Source organism: Halopseudomonas bauzanensis, from assembly GCF_900114735.1.
Classification (GTDB): domain Bacteria; phylum Pseudomonadota; class Gammaproteobacteria; order Pseudomonadales; family Pseudomonadaceae; genus Halopseudomonas; species Halopseudomonas bauzanensis.
Genome location: NZ_FOUA01000001.1, coordinates 439,874 through 463,085 on the forward strand (window position 1 = coordinate 439,874; position 23,212 = coordinate 463,085).

General features: G+C 61.7%; 22 protein-coding genes. 10 read left to right on the plus strand and 12 right to left on the minus strand.

Features of this window, described 5'->3' with window-relative positions; all coding sequences use genetic code 11:
* The first annotated feature begins 57 nt into the window (after positions 1-57).
* The 3 genes from BM267_RS02095 (at position 58) to BM267_RS02105 (ending at position 3,568) form a co-directional block, all read left to right on the plus strand.
* On the plus strand, positions 58-669 hold the full coding sequence (locus BM267_RS02095; protein ID WP_074778135.1) for a LysE/ArgO family amino acid transporter: 612 nt from the start codon (positions 58-60) through the stop codon (positions 667-669).
* 151 nt (positions 670-820) lie between these two features.
* The gene (gene sodB, locus BM267_RS02100; protein WP_074778133.1) at positions 821-1,402 is read left to right on the plus strand and encodes a superoxide dismutase [Fe]; all 582 of its coding nucleotides are present in this window, start codon (positions 821-823) and stop codon (positions 1,400-1,402) included.
* Positions 1,403-1,519: 117 nt separating this feature from the next.
* Positions 1,520-3,568: a putative bifunctional diguanylate cyclase/phosphodiesterase gene (locus tag BM267_RS02105; RefSeq protein ID WP_074778734.1), complete on the plus strand. Its 2,049-nt coding sequence runs from the start codon at positions 1,520-1,522 to the stop codon at positions 3,566-3,568.
* A 12-nt stretch (positions 3,569-3,580) separates the two neighbouring features.
* On the opposite strand, the gene BM267_RS02110 is transcribed toward BM267_RS02105, so the two are convergent.
* From BM267_RS02110 to BM267_RS02160, 11 genes are all read right to left on the minus strand, one after another.
* The gene (locus BM267_RS02110; RefSeq protein ID WP_051610732.1) at positions 3,581-4,507 is read right to left on the minus strand and encodes a GIDE domain-containing protein; all 927 of its coding nucleotides are present in this window, start codon (positions 4,505-4,507) and stop codon (positions 3,581-3,583) included.
* Positions 4,504-5,085 carry a LemA family protein gene (locus BM267_RS02115; RefSeq protein WP_036988844.1) on the minus strand — a complete coding sequence of 194 codons (582 nt, stop codon included), beginning with the start codon at positions 5,083-5,085 and terminating at the stop codon, positions 4,504-4,506. Before BM267_RS02115 ends, BM267_RS02110 begins: the two co-directional genes overlap by 4 nt.
* A gap of 182 nt (positions 5,086-5,267) precedes the next feature.
* Positions 5,268-6,251, minus strand: coding sequence for an RNA polymerase sigma factor RpoS (rpoS, locus tag BM267_RS02120; RefSeq protein WP_412778936.1), 984 nt, complete (start codon positions 6,249-6,251; stop codon positions 5,268-5,270).
* A gap of 167 nt (positions 6,252-6,418) precedes the next feature.
* On the minus strand, positions 6,419-7,252 hold the full coding sequence (locus BM267_RS02125) for a peptidoglycan DD-metalloendopeptidase family protein (protein WP_036988843.1): 834 nt from the start codon (positions 7,250-7,252) through the stop codon (positions 6,419-6,421).
* Positions 7,253-7,271: 19 nt separating this feature from the next.
* Positions 7,272-8,165: a polyprenyl-phosphate transporter gene (locus tag BM267_RS02130; protein WP_074778732.1), complete on the minus strand. Its 894-nt coding sequence runs from the start codon at positions 8,163-8,165 to the stop codon at positions 7,272-7,274.
* A 41-nt stretch (positions 8,166-8,206) separates the two neighbouring features.
* The gene (locus tag BM267_RS02135; RefSeq protein WP_036988842.1) at positions 8,207-8,875 is read right to left on the minus strand and encodes a protein-L-isoaspartate(D-aspartate) O-methyltransferase; all 669 of its coding nucleotides are present in this window, start codon (positions 8,873-8,875) and stop codon (positions 8,207-8,209) included.
* Entirely contained in the window at positions 8,868-9,632 is a 765-nt protein-coding gene (gene surE / locus BM267_RS02140; RefSeq protein ID WP_036988841.1) for a 5'/3'-nucleotidase SurE, read from the minus strand. Before surE ends, BM267_RS02135 begins: the two co-directional genes overlap by 8 nt.
* The gene (gene truD / locus BM267_RS02145; RefSeq protein WP_036990079.1) at positions 9,632-10,690 is read right to left on the minus strand and encodes a tRNA pseudouridine(13) synthase TruD; all 1,059 of its coding nucleotides are present in this window, start codon (positions 10,688-10,690) and stop codon (positions 9,632-9,634) included. The genes surE and truD overlap by 1 nt, the downstream gene beginning before the upstream one ends.
* 2 nt (positions 10,691-10,692) lie before the next feature.
* Positions 10,693-11,166: a 2-C-methyl-D-erythritol 2,4-cyclodiphosphate synthase gene (gene ispF, locus BM267_RS02150; protein ID WP_036988840.1), complete on the minus strand. Its 474-nt coding sequence runs from the start codon at positions 11,164-11,166 to the stop codon at positions 10,693-10,695.
* Positions 11,167-11,516: 350 nt separating this feature from the next.
* Entirely contained in the window at positions 11,517-12,371 is an 855-nt protein-coding gene (gene fghA / locus BM267_RS02155) for an S-formylglutathione hydrolase (protein WP_036988838.1), read from the minus strand.
* A gap of 92 nt (positions 12,372-12,463) precedes the next feature.
* Entirely contained in the window at positions 12,464-13,576 is a 1,113-nt protein-coding gene (locus BM267_RS02160) for an S-(hydroxymethyl)glutathione dehydrogenase/class III alcohol dehydrogenase (protein WP_036988837.1), read from the minus strand.
* A gap of 109 nt (positions 13,577-13,685) precedes the next feature.
* On the opposite strand from BM267_RS02160, the gene BM267_RS02165 reads away from it, so the two are divergent.
* The gene (locus BM267_RS02165) at positions 13,686-14,582 is read left to right on the plus strand and encodes a LysR substrate-binding domain-containing protein (RefSeq protein WP_036988836.1); all 897 of its coding nucleotides are present in this window, start codon (positions 13,686-13,688) and stop codon (positions 14,580-14,582) included.
* A 112-nt stretch (positions 14,583-14,694) separates the two neighbouring features.
* Here the strand turns inward: BM267_RS02165 and BM267_RS02170 are convergent, their stop codons facing one another.
* Positions 14,695-15,078 (minus strand): DUF4168 domain-containing protein, encoded by a 384-nt coding sequence (locus tag BM267_RS02170; RefSeq protein ID WP_036988835.1) that lies wholly within the window; start codon positions 15,076-15,078, stop codon positions 14,695-14,697.
* 193 nt (positions 15,079-15,271) lie between these two features.
* Between BM267_RS02170 and BM267_RS02175 the strand changes: the two genes are divergently transcribed.
* From BM267_RS02175 to BM267_RS02200, 6 genes are all read left to right on the plus strand, one after another.
* On the plus strand, positions 15,272-16,765 hold the full coding sequence (locus tag BM267_RS02175) for a sensor histidine kinase (protein WP_051610731.1): 1,494 nt from the start codon (positions 15,272-15,274) through the stop codon (positions 16,763-16,765).
* Entirely contained in the window at positions 16,762-18,144 is a 1,383-nt protein-coding gene (locus BM267_RS02180) for a sigma-54-dependent transcriptional regulator (protein WP_036988833.1), read from the plus strand. The genes BM267_RS02175 and BM267_RS02180 overlap by 4 nt, the downstream gene beginning before the upstream one ends.
* A gap of 103 nt (positions 18,145-18,247) precedes the next feature.
* A complete protein-coding gene (locus BM267_RS02185; RefSeq protein ID WP_036988832.1) occupies positions 18,248-19,405 on the plus strand; it encodes an efflux RND transporter periplasmic adaptor subunit in 1,158 nt (385 codons plus the stop codon).
* Positions 19,405-21,354, plus strand: coding sequence for a MacB family efflux pump subunit (locus BM267_RS02190; protein ID WP_036988829.1), 1,950 nt, complete (start codon positions 19,405-19,407; stop codon positions 21,352-21,354). Before BM267_RS02185 ends, BM267_RS02190 begins: the two co-directional genes overlap by 1 nt.
* Positions 21,344-22,720 carry an efflux transporter outer membrane subunit gene (locus BM267_RS02195; protein WP_074778131.1) on the plus strand — a complete coding sequence of 459 codons (1,377 nt, stop codon included), beginning with the start codon at positions 21,344-21,346 and terminating at the stop codon, positions 22,718-22,720. Before BM267_RS02190 ends, BM267_RS02195 begins: the two co-directional genes overlap by 11 nt.
* A gap of 29 nt (positions 22,721-22,749) precedes the next feature.
* The gene (locus BM267_RS02200) at positions 22,750-23,187 is read left to right on the plus strand and encodes a hypothetical protein (RefSeq protein ID WP_074778129.1); all 438 of its coding nucleotides are present in this window, start codon (positions 22,750-22,752) and stop codon (positions 23,185-23,187) included.
* The last annotated feature ends 25 nt before the right edge of the window (positions 23,188-23,212 follow it).

Genomic DNA, 23,212 nt, shown 5'->3' on the forward strand with positions numbered 1-23,212 from the left:
TCTCTTATATTAGATCACCCATCAGACTGCCAGCCTTTCTTCTTGGCGGAGCCAGACATGCAGGGTATGGGCAGCTATATGAACGGTTTTCTGGTGGCCGCAGGGTTGATCATGGCCATCGGCGCGCAGAATGCCTTCGTTCTGGCCCAGGGGTTGCGGCGGGAGCATCACCTGAGCGCAGCGGTGGTGTGTATGACCTGTGATGCATTGCTGGTGACCGCCGGCACCTTTGGCCTGGCATCGTTGCTGCAAAGGCATCCGCTGGCGATGGAAATCACACGCTGGGGTGGCATCCTGTTTCTGGTCGGATATGCGCTGTTGGCCTTGCGCCGTGCCCTCGGCAGTCAGAGCCTGGTCGGCATGGACCCTGACCGGCCACGACGCTCGCGTCAGGCGGTGCTGATGACCACGCTCGCGGTGACGCTGCTCAATCCCCATGTCTATCTCGACACCCTGGTATTGATCGGCTCGGTCGGCGCCCAGCAAGACCTGCCGGCGTTGTTCGCACTGGGCGCCGCCAGCGCATCCGTGGTGTGGTTCTTCAGTCTGGCGCTCGGGGCGGCCAGGCTGGCGCCCTGGTTGCAACGCCCACTGACCTGGCGGCTGATCGATATCGGTGTCGCGGCCATGATGCTCAGAGTGGCCTGGTCACTGGTGTGGCCCGCTTGAGGCTTGCGGCATGGCTAGCCCGGGAACAGAATGCTATGATCTTGGCTGTTATAAACAGGGGCGGCGCCTGTGATTGACTGGCGTGAGGAGACCCCGGCCAGGCTTGCGCAATACCGAACCGACCCCGATAACCTGAAGATGGAGAGAGACCATGCCTTTCGAATTGCCCGCACTTCCCTATGAAAAGACCGCCCTCCAGCCGCACATCTCCGCCGAGACCCTGGAATATCATCACGACAAGCATCACAACACCTATGTGGTCAACCTGAACAACCTGATCGCCGGTACCGACTACGAAGGCAAGAGCCTGGAAGATATCATCAAGACCTCCTCTGGCGGCCTGTTCAACAACGCCGCCCAGGTCTGGAACCACACCTTCTACTGGAACTGCCTGAGCCCCAATGGCGGCGGCGAGCCCACCGGCGAACTGGCCGACGCAATCAACAAGGCATTCGGTTCCTTCGAAGCGTTCAAGGACGAGTTCAGCAAGGTCTCCATCGGCACTTTCGGTTCCGGTTGGGGCTGGCTGGTGAAGAAAGCAGACGGTTCCCTGGCCCTGGCCAGCACCATCGGCGCCGGCAACCCGATCACCTCCGGTGACACCCCGCTGCTGACCTGTGACGTCTGGGAACATGCCTACTACATCGACTACCGCAACGCGCGTCCGAAGTACGTTGAGGCGTTCTGGAATCTGGTCAACTGGGACTTCGTCGCGAAGAACCTCGCTGCCTGAAGCCCGGCCTGACTGATGTGAAACACCCCGCCTTGAGCGGGGTGTTTTGTTCTCAGCAGTTGCACCGCATCAGTTACGGATGCATGATGCGGAAAACAATGAAAAGGACGACATGTGTTGAAAGTGAGCCGCCGACACAGTCTTTCAATCAAGCTTTTGAAGCTGGTGTTGATGTGGGCACTGTTGGCAGGAATGCTGCTCAGCATGGGGCAAATCCTGTTCGACCTGCGCATCGAACGAGAGGCAATCAATCGGGACGCCAAGCAGATCCTGGCCATGTTCCACGACCCGGCGAGCCAGGCGATATTCAGCCTGGACAAGGAAATGGCCACCCAGGTGATCGAAGGCTTGTTCGCCAACGAGGCCGTCCATTTCGCTGCCATCGGTCATCCAGATGAACCGCCATTGGCCAGTCGCAAACGGCCACTGAGCACCCCCCCTTATCGTTTCATCACTGATCTGCTGTTCGGCGTCGAGCAGAGTTTCAGCATTCCGCTACGGGGGCGGGCACCTTATAACGAATATTATGGCGAGCTGCGCCTGACTCTGGAGACTGCACCCTACGGTCAGAAATTCCTGCGCTACTCACTGATCATTCTCATCTCCGGGGTATTGCGCGCCCTCGCCATGGCCGGTGCACTGTACCTTGTCTATCACGTGCTGCTGACCCGGCCATTGGCACGCATCATCGACTACATCGCCCATATCAATCCCGAGCAGCCGGGAAAAATGATGATTCCCATGCTGCCAGGTCAGGAGCGCAACGAACTGGGGCTCTGGATCACCAAGATCAACGAGCTGCTGCACTCCATCGAACGCAACCGCAACCAGCGCTATGAGGCCGAAGCCAACATGCAACACATGGCCCGGCATGACCAGTTGACCGGGCTGCCAAACCGCAGCCTGCTGTTGGAGCAACTGGCGCGCATTCTTGCCGAGGCCCGACGCCGCCAGCATGGCGTCGCGGTACTCTGTTGCGGGCTGGATGACTTCAAGGAGGTCAATGACAGGTTCGGCTATCAGACCGGCGACAGCGTACTGGTAGCTGTCGCTGAGCGACTGCACGCCCACAGCGGGCGCCTGATCAGTATTGCCCGGCTGGGCGGTGATCAGTTCGCACTGGTTGTCGGCGCTGTGGACGAGCCCTATGAAGTGGCTGAACTGGCGCAGCAGATCCTCGATGAACTGGGCCTGCCCTTCCCCGTCAACAACAGCCAGGTGGCGATCCAGGCCACCATCGGCATCACCCTGTTCCCCGACGACGGTCTGGATGCAGGCAAGCTGCTGCAGAAGGCCGAGCAGACGATGATGCTGGCCAAGACCCGCTCGCGTAACCGGTATCAGTTCTACATCGCGAGCGTGGACAGCGAGATGCGTGACCGTCGCGAGCTGGCCGCAGACCTGCGCAATGCCTTGCTGCGCAATGAACTCCATCTGGTATACCAGCCGCAGGTCAGCCTGACCGACCACCGTGTGGTCGGCGTCGAAGCCCTGGTACGCTGGCATCACCCGGAACGCGGACTGGTGCCGCCAGACCTGTTCATACCGCTGGCCGAACAGAGCGGAGCGATCATTGCCATCGGCGAATGGGTGCTGGATCAGGCGTGCCGACAGTTGCGAGACTGGCACGAGGCCGGCAGAACGCATTTGCGCATGTCGGTCAACTTGTCGACCGTCCAGCTGCACCACCCCGACCTGCCGGAGATGGTGACCCAGGTGCTGCAACGCTACGGACTGCCACGCGCCAACCTGGAGTTGGAAGTCACCGAAACCGGGCTGATGGAGGATATTCACGCCGCCGCCCGGCACCTGAACGAGCTCAAGAGCATCGGTGTACAGATTGCCCTGGATGACTTCGGTACTGGCTATTCTTCCCTGAATTACCTGCGGCGGCTGCCGCTGGACAAGATCAAGATTGACAAGAGCTTCACCGGCGACCTGCTCACCGCCCCCGACGACCAGACTATCGTGCGAGTTATCATCCAGCTCGGCCGCAACCTCGGAATGCGGGTGATCGCCGAGGGCGTGGAGTCAGCCGGACAACAAGACTACCTGAGTGCCGAAGGCTGCGATGTCGGCCAAGGCTACTTCTATAGTCGACCGCTGACCGCGACCGCCCTCATCGAGTGGCTGGACGGTTATGAACGGGAGCACTACCGGGGCTGAAACAGCGGCCGCCTATTGCAGCAGGGCCAGCCAAAGCCAGCCGGCCAACCCACCAGCAAGCAACATGCCGGCCAGGCTCCAGCCCGACTGACGGCGCAACCGGCGGCTGAGGTCTTCTTCATGGTGATCAGACAGTAGAAAGGGCAAGTTCTTGTGCGGCGGCTTGACCAGCATGTGCACGGCTGGCGCCTCACCCGCACGGCGGATTTGCTGCTGCGCCTCCCGGGCTGCCGCGGCGCGCACCCGCTCCCATTCAGCCGGATCAAGCTGGCCATCAGCATTGCGATCAAACCGGGCCAACAGGGTTGGATAGTCCGCCTTCCAGCTGCTGATGATCTGTCGTGCAACTGACTGCGCATCCGTCGCCTCGCGCCCACCGCCGCGGCTTTCAAACCAGCCCAGGGCATAGAGCGGATCGCCTTCCTGCAACCATTCTTCGGTATAGCGATAGCGGCGAGCAAGCAAGGCGCCCAGTACGCCAGTCTGTACCACGTTACCCAACGGCCAGCGTCGATTGCCTTCCCAGCGCCGACGCTGACGAGGATGAACCTCCGCGGCCGCAGGCTGGATCCAACAGCTGCCGGTTTCATCCCGCAACAGGATAGGTCGGTCGGAGCTGCCCCGCTCGACAGTACGCCACTCCGTATTTCGGCCCCGACGTTGCAGCTCTTCGACGGTGAAGCGATACCACAGACACGGGCGACCAGCCAGTGGTGACAACAAGGGCGCATACCCACCCGCTTCTACCTGCCCGACCAGCTCGACCAGGCCCTGGGCCGCAGAGCGGATTTTCGAGGTCGGCGTATCCTCGACCCAGCGCGCCCGGCGCAGACGGCTGAACATACGATAGAGCAGCCACAGTGCCAGCACCGAGCTGAGGCCGGTGAACACCGCGTGTGCGCCCCGGGAAATGAGAAAAATGCCGTACAGGTCGATCATGAAAACAACTGGCGAAGATCCACGTCGGCCTTGTCCGCTTCGGAGAATTGCAACAACTCAGCGGGTCGAAAGGCGAAGAGCCGCGCGATCAACACATCCGGGAACTGTTCGATCCGCACGTTATTGATATTCACCGCTGCGTTATACAGTTCACGACGATCGGCAATGCCGCTCTCCAGACCGGAGATACGCTGCTGCAGATGCTGGAACGAGGAACTGGCCTGCAGCTCTGGGTAACCCTCAGCCAGGGCGAACAATTGGCCCAGGCCGCTGCGCAGGGCCGTTTCCGCCTGGCCCAGGCGCTTCAGATCGGCTTGATCACGCGCCTGGCTGACCGCGTTGCGCGCGCTGATAACCTTCTCGAGGGTCCCCTGTTCGTATTGCATGTACTGCCGACAGGCCTCCACCAGCTTTGGCAGTTCATCATGACGCTGACGCAGCAACACATCGATGTTGGCCCAGGCGCGACTGACCGCGTGCTTGATATTGACCAGTTGGTTGTACAGGGTGACGGCGTAGATCAACAGAACCACCAGCGCCGCCACAATCAGCAATGTGGGAAGATGACTCCAGTCCATTCGATACTCTCCTTTTGGTGCTGTTGAACACAGCCAGAGCTATCTTCGCACAGAATGGGATAGCGGCAACATGAAAAACGCAGGCCCCGGGAACACGCCGTTACAGCGCTGGCCAATCTAAAACGGGAACCCTGAGGTTCCCGTTTTAGATTGCTGTTGAGTGCCCTGGGCGAGCCGGGGAGTCACTGAAACAGTGATTCTCCGGACAGTCCATGCTGCTCGAAGATGTCACGCAGGCGCTTGAGCGCTTCGACCTGAATCTGCCGCACCCGCTCACGAGTCAGACCGATTTCCCGGCCTACCTCTTCCAGCGTGCTGCTTTCGTGACCGCGCAGACCGAAACGTCGGGTGACCACCTCGCGCTGCTTCTCGCTCAGCTCGGACAGCCACATGTCGATACTGGCGTTGAGGTCATCGTCCTGCAGTTGCTCACAGGGATCCTGCGCCATGTCATCGGCCAGGGTATCGAGCAGGGTCTTGTCCGAGTCCGGCCCCAGAGAAACATCGATCGATGCTACCCGCTCGTTCAGCCCGAGCATGCGCTTGACGTCCTCGACCGGGCGGTCGAGCAACTGGGCGATTTCTTCCGGGGTCGGCTCATGATCGAGTTTCTGCGTCAACTCACGGGCCGCACGCAGATAGATGTTCAGCTCTTTTACCACATGGATCGGCAGACGAATCGTGCGAGTCTGGTTCATGATGGCCCGCTCGATAGTCTGGCGAATCCACCATGTGGCGTAAGTCGAAAAGCGGAAACCCCGTTCGGGATCAAACTTCTCCACCGCCCGGATCAGGCCGAGGTTGCCCTCTTCGATGAGATCCAGCAGGGTCAGCCCGCGATTGACGTAGCGACGGGCGATCTTGACCACCAGCCGCAGGTTGCTCTCGATCATCCGCTTGCGACCGGCTTCGTCGCCCTTCAGTGCCAGCCGCGCGAAATAGACCTCTTCCTCGGGAGTAAGAAGCGGTGAGAAGCCGATTTCATTGAGATACATCTGAGTGGCATCAAGCTGCCGAGTGAATTCAAACGCATTTTCACGCTTGTGATTGCGAGGAGTTGCCACCCGAACGCGATCCGGTTCGTCCGCGGTCTCGGGTTCGTCCGGCCTGATCTGATCTACCAGTTCAAGATCCTCAGGCACATTATTATTAACAGCCATTTGCATGCCCCATCTTCAGTCGAAACACGATCGGATGCACAAAGGCAATCCGGTGCGTGTCAGCCTCCGCTGACTATCGCCGGGATTGGCACCCCCGCTTCGCCAATCCAGTGCTCCCTGCAGTTTGCCTGGAAACTATGACAACATTAAAACTGTTTTGTCTTGGAGCTAGTTCACAGTTTGGGCAAATAACCGAGAGGGTCCACAGGTTGGCCGCGACGTCGAATTTCAAAATGCAGCTTGACCCTGTCGGTACCACTGCTCCCCATCTCCGCGATCTTCTGCCCGACCCTGACTTGCTCCCCTTCCTTTACCAGCAAACGGCTGTTATGCGCATAAGCACTGAGGAAATCGTCGTCATGCTTGATGATGATCATGTCGCCGTAACCAATCAGCCCCCGCCCCGCATAGACCACCGAACCGTTTGCTGCAGCAAAAACAGGCTGACCCAATTGACCGGCAATATCAATCCCTTTATTCAAACTCGCGTTCGATTGGAAACGCGCTATTAAAGGGCCCTGGGCCGGCCATTGCCAGCCGGTAAGCGCAGCAGGAGCAGGTGTGGATGCCGGTTTATTTGTAACAGTTTGTTTCTCTGCACCACTTTTAACCGGGGCAGGCGCCGGTGCGGGGGTTGATCGCACCGGCGGCGAACTGGTGGGTCGGCTGGCCGCCGGTGGAGTTCGTGTGGGCGCGCGAGCAACAGCGGACGAGCGCGTTTCCAGGCTGATGCGCTGCCCAGGATAAATTGTGAAAGGCTGTCGCAGGTTGTTGTTGGCGGCCAGGGCTTTCCAGTCCCAGCCATAACGGAAGGCAATCTGATAGAGAGTTTCGCCGCGCTGGACCACATGGGAGCCGGAAGTCACCTGCTCGGCGCGGGAGCTGCCACGACTGCGGTCATCGACCGGAACACCGCCCGAGGGACCGGCGCAGGCCGACAGCAGCGATGCCAGAAGCAGGACTGCAGGTAACGCGATGCTGCTATAGCTCCATTGCCTCACGGTCATCCCCCCAGCCAATCGGCGTTCAATCCCGGCGCATCCGCTGGCCAATCCATTCAAGGCCCAGCACCACCACAACGGCCGCCAGCATCAGCGCCAGTCCGCCCAACCAGTGAGACGGTGCGCCAGTCAGTGATTCGTAGCTGCCCGGCAGCAGATTGGTCTGCTGCATGGGTTCCATCGCGCCCTGGCTGTTCTCACGCCAGGTCAGCGTCTGCTTCCACGGCCAGACCTTGTTCAATGACCCTATCATCAGCCCCGTCAACAGCGCCAGGGTAGCGTTCCTGGCATGCTGGAGCAGCCAGGACAGTAATCGCGAAAAACTCAGAATGCCGACCAGGCAACCGCAGATGAAAATCGTCAGCAGAGCCACATCGAAGGATTTGATCGCTCCGAGCACTGTCGTGTACAGGCCCAGCAGCAACAGGATGAAACTCCCCGAAATACCGGGCAGGATCATCGCGCAGATGGCAATGGCGCCAGCCAGAAAGATCATCAGGGGGTTGACCGGCCACTGCAACGGCACCGCCACGGTAATCACGTAGGCAAAAGCAGCCCCTGTAAACAGCATCAGGATGACGCCGATGCTCCAGCGATGGATCTCCCGACCGACCAGCCACACGGAGACGAGAATGAGGCCGAAGAAGAACGACCAGATCAGTTCCGGATGTTCTGCCAGGAGATAGCTGATCAGATTCGCCAGGGTGGCAATACTGGTAGCAACGCCGGCCAGCAGCGCTACCAGAAAGTTGCCATCGATGGATCGCCAGGTTTCCCTGACCCTTCCACGCAGCAGCCACAGCAGCTTGTTCGGTGTGCAGGAGCCTATAGCGGCCAGCAGGCGGTCATAGATACCGGTGATGAAAGCGATGGTGCCGCCAGACACGCCGGGGACAACATCCGCAGCCCCCATGGCCATGCCCTTGAAAAAAACCAGAAGGTACTCCGAGAAAAAACGATTCAAAAGCTGATAGCTCCTGCCAGCAGTGGGACAAAACGTACAGGTTCGACCTGCCGGCGGATGAATTGATCCCCTTCCCGGGTCACCAGGGTGAGAAATTGTTCATGCTCGCCCACCGGAATCACCATTCGGCCACCCTCGGCCAGTTGTCCAAGCAGTTCGGTAGGCACTTCGGCAGGCGCCGCAGTCACCAGAATCGCATCATAAGGTCCGTATTGCGGCCAGCCCCAGTTGCCATCGGCGTGCCGGTATACCACATTGCGAACGTCGATCTCCTTGAGCACCGCCTTGGCCCGCTCCTGTAACGGCATGATGCGCTCGACGGTGAATACCCGCTCGACCACCTGCGCCAGGATCGCAGTCTGGTAGCCGGAGCCGGTGCCCACTTCCAGCACCTTGTCCAGCGGCCCGCCACCAAGCAGCAGCTCGGTCATCCGCGCCACGATATAGGGCTGGGAAAGGGTCTGGTTGTGGCCTATGGGCAACGCGGTATCTTCGTAGGCCCGGTGCGCCAGCGCCTCGTCGAGGAACAGGTGACGCGGGGTACGACGGATCGCTTCGAGCACATGGAGATTGCGGATACCCTCTTCGAACAGCCGCTCCAGCAGCCGCTCGCGGGTACGCTGAGAGGTCATGCCGATCCCGGTTTTCCAGAGATCCTCACGCATCGTTCGTCATCCCCAACTTGCCCAGCCAGCCATCCAGGTGGTCAAAGACTTCATAGTGTGTCTTGTCGATACGCAGCGGAGTGACCGAGACATAGCCTTGCATGACCGCATTGAAATCGGTTCCCTCACCGCCATCTTCGGCATCGCCAGCCACGGAAATCCAATAGCCTTCCTTGCCACGCGGATCAGTCCACTTGACCGGTTTGGCGGCGCGATCACGGTGCCCCAGCCGAGTCAGCACCACGCCCTTGATGCGCTCCAGCGGCAGGTTCGGAATATTCACATTGAGGATGGTGCGCGGCGGCAGTTCAAGCTGATCATGGGCCTCGACCAGACGGCGGGCAATGGCCGCCGCAGCGGGCAGGTTATCGGCCTGGCGACTGACCAGCGAGAAGGCCATGGCCGGGCGGGACAGGAAGCGCCCTTCCAGCGCGGCGGCGACGGTGCCGGAATACAGCACGTCATCTCCCAGGTTGGCGCCCAGGTTGATGCCGGACACCACCATGTCGACGCTGTCGGCGAACAGCGAGTTGACCCCCAGGTGCACGCAGTCCGTGGGCGTGCCGTTAAGGCCGACAAAACCGTTTTCCAGATAGAAGGGGCGCAGTGGCTTATCCAGCGTCAGTGCGCTGCTGGCACCGCTACGGTCTTCATGGGGGGCTACCACCACACAATCGGCATAATCGTGTAGTGCACCGTGCAGGGCCGTCAGCCCTGGCGCCAGCACACCATCGTCATTGGCAATGAGAATACGCATCAGGTTTCACTTTCCAGTCCGCCGCCAGGCTCATCGGCCAGCACCAGCAACTCGCGCAACACCGCGGTGGCGAAGCAGCCGGTTGGCAGGGTGAATTCAATTTCAAGGCAATCCGGTGAGGGATAATGCCACGTCAAGCCGCTGATGGGGAGGCGCAAAATGCGTCGCTGCTGTTCAAGCCCGGCACTTTCCAACCAATGGCACAGGACCGGTTCGCTCGCAGCCACCGCCTGCTCCAGCATTTGCGCCGTCTGCGCGGTCGGCAGCTCGCCCTGCCCCCACAACGGGCCGGTGGGATGCACGTCCAGCTCATCGAGGCGCCGGTCATCTGCCGCCAGTCGCTGCGCGGAAAAATGGCTGCGGCTGTCAGTGAAGGCCAGGCAGTCGCCCTCCACCAGATGGTTCCAGTTTCCCTTCTCAACCCGTTGCGCCAAAACCCGGTTGAATACCAGACTGCGCGCGGTGGACAACAACCGTGAACGAGTACCCCGCGCCGGCGGCAGACCACCGCGCTCGGCCCAGTGGCGCGCCTGATCGATATTACCGCCATCCCGACCAAAACGCTGGGGACCGAAATAGTTCGGCACGCCCGTGGTGGCGATGCATTGCAAGCGCGCGTCCAATGATTCCTGCTCGGCCTGCAGGCTGCTCAAGCGAATGACGAAGCGATTGGCACGGTGGGCGCCGCGTTGCAGCTTGCGGGAATGACGCTGGCTGGCCAGGCAGCGCAGGTTGTCATCCCATAGGGCAGACAGATCCGGATCGGCCTTGCCCGGCAACTGCAGACTGAACCACTGGCTGGTGATCGCACGACGATCCTTGATGCCGGCGTAGCTGACATCGCGCAACTTGATCCCCGCTGCCCGGGCCAACTGACGCGCCACCTCTTCGGTATTCAGGTCGCGCTTTTCAATCAACAGCCAGAGATGTTCGCCCTGCCCGCTCAGCTCGATATCCAGAATTTCCGTTACCCGAAAGTCTTCCGGCTGGGCCTTCAGAACGGCCCGCCCGCAGGGCTCGCCCAGCCCACGCGGCCCCAGCCACTGGCTGTCATCCATACTCATCGCGGCAGCAACAGGGCGACCGCATGCACGGCGATTCCCTCCTGACGACCGACGAAGCCCAGCTTCTCGGTGGTGGTGGCCTTGATATTGACCTGATCGCGCACCACCTGCAGGTCCGCCGCGACCCGCTCGCACATGGTCTCGATATGCGGTGCCAGCTTGGGCGCCTGGGCAGCGATGGTAACGTCCACATTACCTACCTGCCAGCCCTTGGCATGCACCAGCGACAGGGCATGGCGCAACAGCACCCGGCTGTCGGCGCCCTTGAACTGCGGATCGGTGTCCGGAAAATGCCGGCCGATATCACCCAGCGCGGCCGCACCGAGAATGGCGTCGGTCAGCGCATGCAGTACCACGTCCCCATCGGAATGGGCGACCAGCCCCCGATCATGGGCAATCCGCAACCCACCCAGAGTAATGAAATCGCCCTCACCGAAACGGTGAACGTCGTAGCCGTGACCAATGCGCATGGGATACCTGCTGAACTGAAAAACGAAGGGGGATATTACAGGGTCCGGGTTACAGGCAGAAGCATTGCGGGGTTTTGTGCATGCCCAAGGGGCGCGACTAGTTGCCGCTTCCTATTGCGAGTACCTTTGCACCGGGAACAGCCTACCTGCGACACGCCGTAAATACATCCATGTAGGCTCGCGGTCGCCATCCTTGGCGACACGACGGTCGCAGGCAGGCTGTTCCCGGCGCAAAGGAGGTGAGGATTTGTGTGGCTGAGGGGTTTAAAACCATCAGCCATATATAAGGTTCCGGGCAGGTTGGTCGGCAGGGTTGTGCCGACCAACCTGTACTCCCCCACAAATCGCAATCACAAGCGGCCCAATGCCCGAGCATGATGACGCAGATGATCATCGATAAAGCTGGCGATGAAGAAGTAGCTATGGTCATAACCCGGCTGGCGGCGCAGGATCAATGGGTGCCCGGCAGCTGCCGCAGCGGCTTCCAGTGCCTCCGGCTTGAGCTGTTCAGCAAGGAAGTTATCCGCCTCTCCCTGGTCGACCAGCAATGGCAGCCGCTCTGGCGCATTGGCGATCAGCGCGCAGGTGTCCCACTGCTTCCACTGCTCCCGATCATCCCCCAGATAGTTGCCGAACGCCTTGTGGCCCCAGGGGCAGTCCATGGGATTGGTGATCGGGGCGAAAGCAGACACCGAGCGGTAGCGCCCCGGATTCTTCAACGCACAGATCAGCGCGCCATGGCCGCCCATGGAGTGGCCGCTGATGCTGCGCTGGTCCGAGACCGGGAAGTTCGCTTCGATCACGGCCGGCAATTCGCTGACGACATGGTCATACATGCGGTAATGCCCAGCCCAGGGCTGCTCCGTCGCGTTGACGTAGAATCCCGCGCCGAGTCCAAAATCCCAGGCCCCGTCCGGATCATCCGGCACGCCCTCGCCACGGGGGCTGGTATCGGGCGCGACGATGACCACGCCCAGCTCCGCTGCCAGCTTCTGGGCGCCAGCCTTGTGCATGAAATTCTCATCGGTACACGTCAGTCCGGACAACCAGTAGAGCACCGGCAGGGGCTCACCCCGATCGGCCTGGGGCGGCAGGTAGATACCAAACACCGTATCGCCACCCAGTACTGACGAGCGATACCGATAGCGCTTGTTCCAACCGCCGAAACTCTTGTTGGCGGCAAGCAATTCAATGGAAGAGTTCATGAGTCGATTCCTGATTGTTCAGCTGAAGCGCTGATTTAATCGTTGAAAATGATCCAGGCGGGTGTCGAGATGGAGCTCGACACCCCATCGGCTCAGAAATGGATGACCGAGCGAATGCTCTTGCCTTCGTGCATCAGGTCAAACGCCTTGTTGATGTCTTCCAGGCCCATGGTATGGGTGATGAAGGCATTCAGCGGGATCTCGCCCTTCTGCGCTTTCTCCACATAACCGGGCAGCTCGGTACGGCCTTTCACGCCACCGAAGGCACTGCCGCGCCAGACCCGGCCGGTAACCAGTTGGAAGGGACGAGTGCTGATCTCCTGGCCGGCGCCGGCCACACCAATGATGGTGGATTCGCCCCAGCCCTTGTGGCAACACTCCAGCGCCGCGCGCATCAGGTTCACATTGCCGACGCACTCGAAGGAGTAATCCACGCCGCCGTCGGTCATCTCGACGATCACCTGTTGGATCGGCTGTTCATGATCCTTCGGGTTGACGAACTCGGTAGCACCCAGCTCGCGGGCCTTATCGAATTTGTCGGGGTTGATATCGACCGCGATGATACGGCTGGCGCCGGCCATCTTCGCGCCGATAATCGCCGCCAGACCGATACCGCCCAGACCGAAGATTGCCACCGAGGAACCGGCCTCCACCTTGGCAGTATTAAGCACCGCACCGATGCCGGTAGTGACGCCGCAGCCGAGCAGGCAGACCTCTTCAAGCGGCGCCTCTGGCTGGATTTTAGCGAGCGATACTTCCGGCAGCACCGTGTACTCGGAGAAGGTCGAGCAGCCCATGTAGTGATAGATCGGCTTGCCCTGGTAGGAGAAGCGGGTGGTGCCGTCAGGCATCAGACCCTTGCCCTGGGTCTCGCGCACCGAGCTGCACAGGTTGGTCTTGCCGGACTTGCAGAACTTGCACTCGCGGCACTCGGCGGTATACAGCGGGATGACGTGATCGCCCACGGCCAGCGAGGTGACACCTTCGCCCACCGCTTCGACAATGCCACCACCCTCGTGGCCGAGAATCGCCGGAAACACACCTTCCGGATCATCGCCGGACAAGGTGAAGGCATCCGTGTGGCAAACGCCGGTAGCGACGATGCGCACCAGTACCTCGCCGGCCTTCGGTGGCGCCACATCGACTTCAACAATTTCCAGGGGTTTGCCTGCTTCGAACGCCACAGCAGCGCGGGATTTGATCATGGGAATCTCCGTCCAGATGAATGAATGACGAAATGGAGTGTAGTAGACCAGCCAGGCGTGGATAATAGACCGCCAGACAAAACATTATTGCCATACAGGGATAATCATTATGAGTCGTTGGAGCGGACTGGACGAATTCGTCTGCGTGGCCGAGCTGGGGCACTTCAGCGGCGCGGCGCAACGGCTCGGCGTTTCCTCCTCCCATATCAGTCGGCAGATAGCCCGGCTGGAAGATCGCCTGCAGACCCGGCTGTTCTATCGCAGCACCCGCCGGGTCACCCTGACCGAGGCCGGGCGAACCTTCCTGCAGCATTGCCAGCACCTGCAGGATGCGCGGGACGAAGCTATCCAGGCGGTCACCGACCTTTCCAGCGAGCCCAAGGGGTTGCTGCGCATGACCTGTTCGGTAGCCTATGGCGAGGAATTCATCATGCCGCTGGTCAACGAGTTCATGCAGCAGTATCCGCAACTGCGCATCGAGATGGCCCTGACCAACCAGACTGTCGATCTGCTGCATGGCCAGTTCGATCTGGCCATCCGCCTCGGGCGGCTGCAGGACTCCCGCCTGGTAGCCACCCGGCTGGCACCTCGGCGCATGTTTCTCTGCGCAGCGCCCGCTTACCTTGATCACCACGGCGCGCCCCACAGCCTGTCCGAACTGCCCCGCCACAACTGCCTGATCGGCAGCACCGATACCTGGACCTTTCTCGAGTCCGGTCGCGAAATACCGGTGCGTATTCAGGGCAACTGGCGCTGCAACAGTGGTCGCGCGGTATTGGACGCAGCGCTGCGCGGCTTCGGCCTGTGTCAGTTGCCCGACTATTATGTGCAGGAGCATCTGCGCAGCGGCGCATTGCGCTCGTTGCTGACGCAACACCAGCCGCCACATACCGCCGTCTGGGCGCTCTATCCCCAACAGCGCCATCTATCCCCTAAGGTCAGGAAACTGGTCGACCATCTGAAAAGTGGACTGGAGCAGCGGGTGGAGTATCAACAGTCCGAGTGATTGAGAGGCAGGAATCGGTTGTGGGAGGTTGTGTGGGAGTGGGTTCCACCAGCAGCGGAACCGACAATAGAAAAGGGAGCCCGAAGGCTCCCTTTGTTACCGCTGCGCCGCCTTATTTCAGGCTTTCAACGCGCTGCTGCAGTTCCGGGTCAGTCTGCATGCGGGTGGCGATCTCGTTGTAGGTGGGTACGTCCAGATCGGCATCCTGTACGGCTTCGACCATTTTTTCCTGGGCTTCAAGCTGCAGCTTCTGCGCTTCTTCCTGGTCTTCAGCCTTGCTCAGCTTCTCGGAAAACTCGTCACGCAGCTCGGCCACTTCGGCATCGGCTTCTACGAATTTTTCCAGGTTCTCATCGCTGATCGGCGCAGCAGCCGGCTGACCCTGTTCATACTGCTGCTGAGCGGGAGCGCCTCCGGCCTGGGCCATGACAGCAGGAGCGCCGATCCCGAAGGTGGCAAAAGCGATGGCGGCGGTCAGTGTCTTGAGATTGTTCATGAGGTGCTTCTCCTTCAGTTGAAAGTAACGGAATCAATCCATTATCCGTGCCAGCTTTCCCAAAATTAAAATAAGCAATTGATATATAAGTAAATTATCGATTTCGGAAATTACCAGGATTGATCCATCGCTGTACCCAACGCGCCAATAAATGTATACATACTGCACATGAGCAAAAAATACCCAGTCAAAAATGAACACAGCCCCTTTCCAAACCCGGCTTCGCATCAATGGTCTGCAACGCACCCTGTTGCTGTTCGTCATCTTGCCGATAGTGCTGCTCAGCGCCCTGGGCATTCGCTTCGGGCTGGGACAGGCCAGCGAGTTTCAGGAACAACGGCTGAAGAATGATCTGGAACTGATCGGCCGCGCCATCAGTATTCCGGTGGGTAGTGCACTGAACAAAGGCGATATGCAGGCGGTGGAGCTGGCGCTGGGCTCGGTATTCGTACTGGGTGAGGTCTACGGCGCCTCGGTATTCGATGTGGATGGCAATCGCATCGCGTCGGCCGGCATCACCGAGACCGACCTGACCCGCACCACCATTCCCGACCGCATCCGCACCACCGGCGAAGGCCAGGAAGCCTTCAGCCGGGTCGCCGGGCGCAGCCTGTTTTCCCACTTCCTGCCGCTGTTCGATAACGTCGGGCAGATCCAGGGGCTGATCCAGATCACCCGGCGTGCCAGCGATTTCGGCCATGCCCTGCAACAACTGACCATCATTGCCTGGCTGATCTGGGGGCTGTTCAGCCTGGTCATCCTGGCCGGTGTGCTGCTCGGCCATTACGGCGGGGTCGGTCGTCACGTGGACAAATTGCTCGCCCATATGGACCGGGTCGCCCGGGGCGACCTGTCACACCGCGCCGCCTTGGAAGGCCCCAACGAGGTCGCCAGCATCGCCCGCGGGCTGAATCAGATGCTCGACAGCATTGAACAGGCGCACCGGGATCTGGACGAGCACCGCGCCGCGGAAACCCAACTGGTGGCACGGCTCAAGGACAATGAAAAGATGGTCGCCATCGGCAGCATGGCCCGCGGCATCGCCCATGAGCTGGGCGCGCCATTGAGCGTGATCGATGGCCGCGCCCGGCGCCTGGAACGTTCGGGCAACCTGGATGAACAGCAACTGCGCAATGTCGAGGGCATCCGCAGTCAGGTCGGGCGCCTGACCCGTACCGTACGGCAACTGCTGGATTACTGCCGACCGGCGGCGACCCAGCCGCGGGACCTGACCCCGGCGCTGCTGATTGAAAGCGCGATCGAAGCCATGCGCCCCGAGTTGGAAGCCGCCGAACGTACTTTAGTCCCAGATATTCCCACAGCGCTGCCGGTGTTCTGCGCCGACGCTGGCCGCCTCGAACTGGCGTTGCTGAATCTGCTGCGCAATGCCCTGCAGGCGTCCGCCAGCCAGATCGGCATCCAGGTAACCGCGGATGAACAGCAACTAACGATTTGCGTTACTGATGACGGCCCGGGGCTACCAGCGGATCGCCCGCTGGAAATGTTGCTCGAACCCTTCTTCACCACCAAATCACCCGGCGAGGGCACGGGACTCGGACTGGCCATCGTTCAGGCGGTCGCCGAAGAGCACGGTGGCAGCCTGAAACTGACCAATCGCACCGAAGGTGGCTGCGCCGCCTGCCTTACCCTGCCCCTCGCCCCGAGCGCAACGGAGATGCCGTCATGAACCAAAGCGAACATATATTACTGGTCGAGGACGACCGCGGTTTGCGCGAGCTCCTGCAGGAAGAGCTGGAAGCCGAGGGTTACCAAGTTACCGCTTGCGGCGACGCCGAGCAGGGGCTGCAGATGTTACGCAGCCAGACGCCCGATCTGCTGATCAGTGACCTGCGGTTGCCGGGCGCTGACGGCCTCAGTCTGTTGCCGGCGCTGGCTCAGTGCGATGTGCCGCCGGCAGTGTTGATCATCACCGCCTTCGGCTCGGTACAGCAGGCAGTCAAGGCGTTACAGGCCGGTGCCGACGACTTCCTGACCAAGCCACTGGAAATGGATCACTTCCTGCTGACGGTCAACCGCCTGCTGGAAAATCGGCGCCTGCGCAATGAGGTCCGGCATTACCGCAGCCTGCTGGCGGTCGAACAGTTCAACGGCATTATCGGCCAGAGCCCAGCCATGCAGCAGCTGTTCCATCACATTCGCCAGATAGCCTCCGCCGATGGGCCGGTACTGGTGCAGGGTGAGAGCGGCACCGGCAAGGAACTGGTGGCCCGGGCCCTGCATGATCAAAGCAGCCGTCGCGATGGCCCTTATATGGTGGTCAACTGCGGCGGTATTCCCAGCGAATTGATGGAAAGCGAATTCTTCGGGCATGCCGCCGGCGCCTTCACCGGCGCGCGCAACCAGCGTGCCGGCTTGTTCCAGCAGGCGGACGGCGGCACCTTGCTGCTCGATGAGTTGGGCGAAATGCCCCTGGCGCTGCAGGCCAAACTGCTGCGAGTACTGCAGGACGGCAAGGTGCGGCCGGTGGGCAGCGATCATGAAATCCAGCTCGACGTGCGCATCATCGGCGCCACCAATCGCAACCTGACCGAAGCCGTCGCCGACGGCAGTTTTCGCGAGGACCTGTTCTACCGACTGGAAACCTTCGCCCTGCAAGTCCCCCCGCTGCGCGCCCGCGGCGAGGATGTCCAGCGCCTGGCGGAGTTCTTCCTGACCCGTTTCAACGCCCGCCAGCAGCGCCGCATCAAGGGCTTCAGCGACGAGGCACTGGCCATGCTGCAACGCTACGCTTTCCCCGGTAACGTGCGCGAATTGCAGAACGCCGTGGAGCGCGCCGCCACCTTCTGCGATACCCCGCTGATCGAGGTGCGCCATCTGCCGCAGCGCATCTGCGAGCAGCCCGCTGGCCAACCGCTCCCCTCCCCAACCACCCGCGGACCAGCAACGCCGCCACCGGCCAGCGGCGACCCGGAGGGCATGCCGACCCTGGAAACCGTCCAGCGTCAGTACATCCATCAGGTAGTCCAGGCCACCGGCGGCAACAAACGCCGCGCCGCCGACATCCTGGGTATCACCCGGCGCACGCTGTATCGCTGGCTGGAGTAAGTGCACCAGCTTTACAGTTTCTTTACCCAGCCGCTGCCCCGATTGACACTGCGCCTCGGTAAACTGTGCGCCATTGCCCCCCGATCGTATTCAAGGAATCACTATGTCATCTTCCAGGCGTTTCCTGTGGCTGTTCGCCGTCCTGGCGGGAATGGTCGCATTGCTCTGGTTTTTCTGGCTGGCGCCGGACAGCAAGGGACCGGAGTTGGTCACGGCACCGGTCGAACGCGGTGATATCGAAGACAGCGTCACCGCCCTGGGCACCCTGGAGCCGCTCAACTATGTGGATGTCGGCACCCAGGTCTCCGGTCAGCTGGAGAAGCTGCATGTAGAAGAAGGTGAACAGGTCGAAGAAGGCCAGTTGCTGGCCGAGATCGACGCGACCATTTACCTGGCCAAGGTCGAGGCCACCGAGGCCCAGTTGGAAAACCTCCAGGCCCAGCTCGCCGACCGCGAAGCCACCCAGGTACTGGCCCGGCTGCAGGCCGAGCGCCAGCGTAACCTGATAAAGCTCGACGCCACCAGCCAGGAATCCGTGGAACAGGCCGATGCCACCCTGCGCTCGGCCACCGCGCAGATTGCCGCGCTCAAGGCGCAGATCCGCCAACTGGAATCCCAGCTCAAGGAAGCCCGCGCCGACCTCAGCTACACCCGTATCTATGCGCCCATGACTGGCACCGTGGTCGACCAACTGGCCAACCAGGGCCAGACCCTCAACGCCAACCAGACCGCGCCGATCATCGTGCAGATTGCCGACCTGAGTACCATGACCGTGCGTACCCAGGTGTCGGAGGCGGACATCACCCAGCTGCAGGTGGGCATGCCGGTGTGGTTCACCACCCTCGGTCAGCCCGATGTACGCCGCGAAGGCGTGCTGCGACAGATTTTGCCGACCCCGGAAATCGTCAACAACGTGGTGCTGTTCAACGCCCTGTTCGACGTGCCCAACCCGGACGGCAAACTGCTGCCACAGATGAGCGCCCAGGTGTTCTTCGTCAAGGCCGCGGCGGACAATGTGCTGACCATCCCGGTATCCGCGCTCAAGCCAGTGGAGCGCCGCCCGGGCGCCGGCGCAGACCAGCGCTACCGTGTACAGGTGCTGGAAAATGGCGAGCCGCAGCCCCGCGTCATCAGCGTAGGCACCATGACTCGGGTCAGCGCCGAGGTGCTGGAAGGGCTTGAGGAAGGCGACGAGATCGTCATCGCTGGCGGCAGCAGCGCTCCGCCTGCTGAGCGCAGCCAGCGCCGGCCGAGGTTCTGATGAACACTCCCTTGATCCGCCTCGAAGGCATCGGCCGCACCTACCGCAACGGCGAGCTGTCGACTACCGTGCTGCATGACGTCACCCTGGATATCCATGCCGGCGAGTTCGTCGCCATCATGGGCGCCTCCGGCTCCGGCAAGTCGACCCTGATGCACCTGCTCGGCTGCCTGGACCAACCCACCACCGGCCGTTACCTGTTCGAAGGCGAGGATATTGCCGAGCTGGATAGCGACCAGTTGGCCAGCCTGCGCAGCCGCACCTTCGGTTTCATTTTCCAGAGCTACCACCTGATTTCCTCGGCCAATGCCACCGAGAACGTGGAAGTACCCGCCATTTATGCCGGCCTGCCACGGGAGGCGCGCCATGCCCGCGCCGAGGAACTGCTTACCAGCCTGGGGCTTGGCGAGCGGCTGCAGAACCGTCCCAATCAGCTGTCCGGCGGCCAGCAGCAGCGCGTTTCCATCGCCCGGGCGCTGATGAACGACGCGCGCATCCTGCTGGCTGATGAGCCCACCGGCGCACTCGACAGCAAGAGCGGTCATGACGTCCTGCAGTTGCTCAAGGACCTGCATGCCCGGGGCAAGACGGTAATCGTCATCACCCACGATCGCGAAGTCGCCAGCCATGCCGACCGCCTGATCGAGATCCGTGACGGCCGCATCATTCATGACAGCGGGCGCAAACCGAGCCCGGCCGAGCAAGTCGAGGCGCCACCGCCCCGCCCCGCTCGCCAACAGGGCCTGGCCGCTTTCGGCGATATCAACGAGGCAGTGCGCATGGCCCTGCGCGCCCTGAAAGCCAACTTGTTCCGCACAGTGTTGACCTTACTGGGCATCGTTATCGGTGTAGCCTCGGTGGTGGTCATGCTGGCGGTAGGCAACGGCGCGCGTCAGGATGTAGTCGAGCGCATAAGCGATATGGGCACCAACCTGCTGCTGATTCGCCCCGGCGCACCGAATACCCGGCGTTCGGCGGATGGCACCACCAACACGTTGACGCCGGAGGATGCCATCGTCGCCGCGCGAGTGGACAACGTGGTTGCCGCGGTGCCCGAAGCCGACACGCGGGCTACGGTACGCGCGGGCAACACCGACGCGCAGACCCAGATCACCGGTACCACCGCTGATTACCCGCTGGCCAAGAGCTGGCCGGTGGCCTCGGGGGTGTTCCTCAATGACGATGACAACCGTCGCTACGCCGCCGTCGCGGTGATCGGCCAGACCGTCGCCACCAACCTCTATGGCGATGCCGATCCGCTGGGCCAGTACATGCTGATCCGCAACGTGCCCTTTCTGATCATCGGCGTGATGCAGGAGAAAGGCGCCACCCCCTGGGGCCAGGATCAGGACGACGTGGTGTTCGTGCCGCTGAATACCGCCAGCAACCGGCTGATCGGCTCTCGCCATCTGAGCAGCATCAGCGTGCTGATCGAGGATCTGAGCCTGTCCGACGCCACCCAGGAAGCGGTCCGCCAGGCGGTGATGGCCAATCATTCGGGTATCGAGGATTTCCAGATCCGCAATATGGCCTCGCTGCTGGAAAACATCGCCAGCACCCAGGATACCTTTACCGTGCTACTGGGCTCGATCGCCGCCATTTCCCTGTTGGTCGGCGGCATCGGTGTAATGAATATCATGCTGGTGAACGTGTCCGAGCGCACCCGGGAGATCGGCATCCGCATGGCCACCGGGGCGCGTACCCGCAACATCCTCCAGCAGTTCATCGTCGAGGCCATGGTGGTCTCGGCCATTGGCGGCGCCATTGGCGTGGTTACCGGCCTGGGCTTTGCCAGCATGCTGCAGTACTTCGGCACGCCGATCCAGTTCACCGCCGGCCCGGTGCTGCTGGCCTTCGGCTGCGCCTTCGCGACCGGTCTGATTTTCGGTTTCATGCCTGCCCACAAGGCAGCCCATCTTGATCCAGTGGTGGCCCTCAGTGCGGACTAGACAATTCATTCCCCTTACCCTCGCCATCTTGCTGGCCGGTTGCAGCCTCAACACGCCCGTGCCGCAGACCGGCCTGCAGGCACCTGCACAATGGAATCAGGCAGCAGACTCCTCGGTCTGGCCCGAAGCGCGCTGGTGGACCCAGTATAATGCGCCGCAGCTGTCCCAGCTGATGGCCCAGGCACGGGTCGGCAACCTGGACCTGGCCAGCGCCGCGACCCGCCTGCTGCAAGCTGACGCGCAGTTGCGCCAGAGCGGCGCCGCCCTGCTACCGAGCATTGACGGCAGTGCCAGTGGCCGCCGTGGCGGCAACAGTGGTGATGGAGATGTGAGCAGCGGTTTCAATGCCAGCCTGAACGCCAGCTACGAAATCGACTTCTGGGGCCGCAACCGCGCCGCCGTTGAAGCCGCCGCTGCCAACCTCAACGCCAGTCGCTACGATCTGGAGGCGCTGGCCATCACTACCGATGCCAGCGTGGCCAGCAGTTGGTTCCAACTGGTGGAGAACCAGGCGCGCCTGCAGTTGGCACGAGACAACCTGGCCGCGGCCGAGCAAGTATTGAATATCGTCGAAGCGCGCTACCGCTACGGCGCCGATGACAGCCTGGCGGTCAGCCAACAGCGCGCCCTGGTCGCCCAGCTGCGTGCCAACCTGCCCGCGCTGGAACAGCAGACCTTGCAGTTGCGCAACAGCCTGGCGCTGTTGCTGGGCCAAGGGCCGGACTTTACGCTCGGTGCGCTGCCCACCATGGACGACATCGCCGTACCCGAGCCCGGCGCCGGCCTGCCATCCGAGCTGCTCAATCGCCGCCCGGACATCCGCGCCAGCGAACAACGACTGCTGGCCGCCAACGCCAACCTGACCGCAGCCCGGGCCGCGCTTTATCCGAGTATCCAGCTCACCGGCAGCTACGGCGCCCAGAGCTCGGCGCTGTCCGACCTGGTCAGCAATCCGTTGAACCCTTGGAGCCTGGCCGCCGGGCTGACCCAGCCCATCTTCGATGGCGGCCGCCTGCGTGCCCAGGTCGAGATCAGCGAAGCCAGCCAACAGGAGTCGCTGATCGGCTATCAACGGGCAATTCTCGATGCGTTGATCGATGCCGATACTGCCCTTGGTGCGTTGCAGCAGGCGCGCCGGCAGTATCAGCTGCAGCAGGCAGCTACCGCCGAATCAGAACTGGCCTTTGAATTGGCCCAGGCCCGCTACAAGGCCGGTGCCATCGACCTGCAGAACCTGCTCGACACCCAGCGCTCCTATTTCCAGAGTCAGGACAGCCTGGTCCAGCAACGCGCCGCCTGGCTGCTGGCGACAGTGGATCTGTACCGGGCATTGGGTGGCGGCTGGCAGGATGTCCCGGTAAGCTAGCCCTCCTGGATCATCATCGGGAGAGTTCCTTGTCAGCCGTCCTGCGTCTCGCCACTCTGGACCAGCGTCACTTCCAGCTTCACAGTACCGTTCTGCCGCAACTGGCGGAGCATCTGCAGGGGCTGGATGCGCTGTGCCGAACGCTCGGCGTTACCCCGCTGAGCCAGTTCGTCGACCTTACTGCGCTGGAGTTTCAGGAGGCGGCCCAGCTGCTCAAGGACACCACACCGCCACAGCAGGACCCGGAAACCGGCCTGCCCTGGAGCATCGAGGACATGGCGTGGTATCCCATCAGTACCGGCATGACCACCCTCGAAGCGCTCAGCGGCCACCTGCAGCGCAACCGGCCGCGGGAGGTATCCGGCGCCAATCAGCGGCAGTTGCTCGAAGCCCTGACGTTCTGCGAAAGCTGCTTGCGGCCGATGGAAGCCGAAGGCGCACAATTTCATCTGGCCGCAGGGTACTGAATCCGCTCTGCTTTTCCCGCTGCCA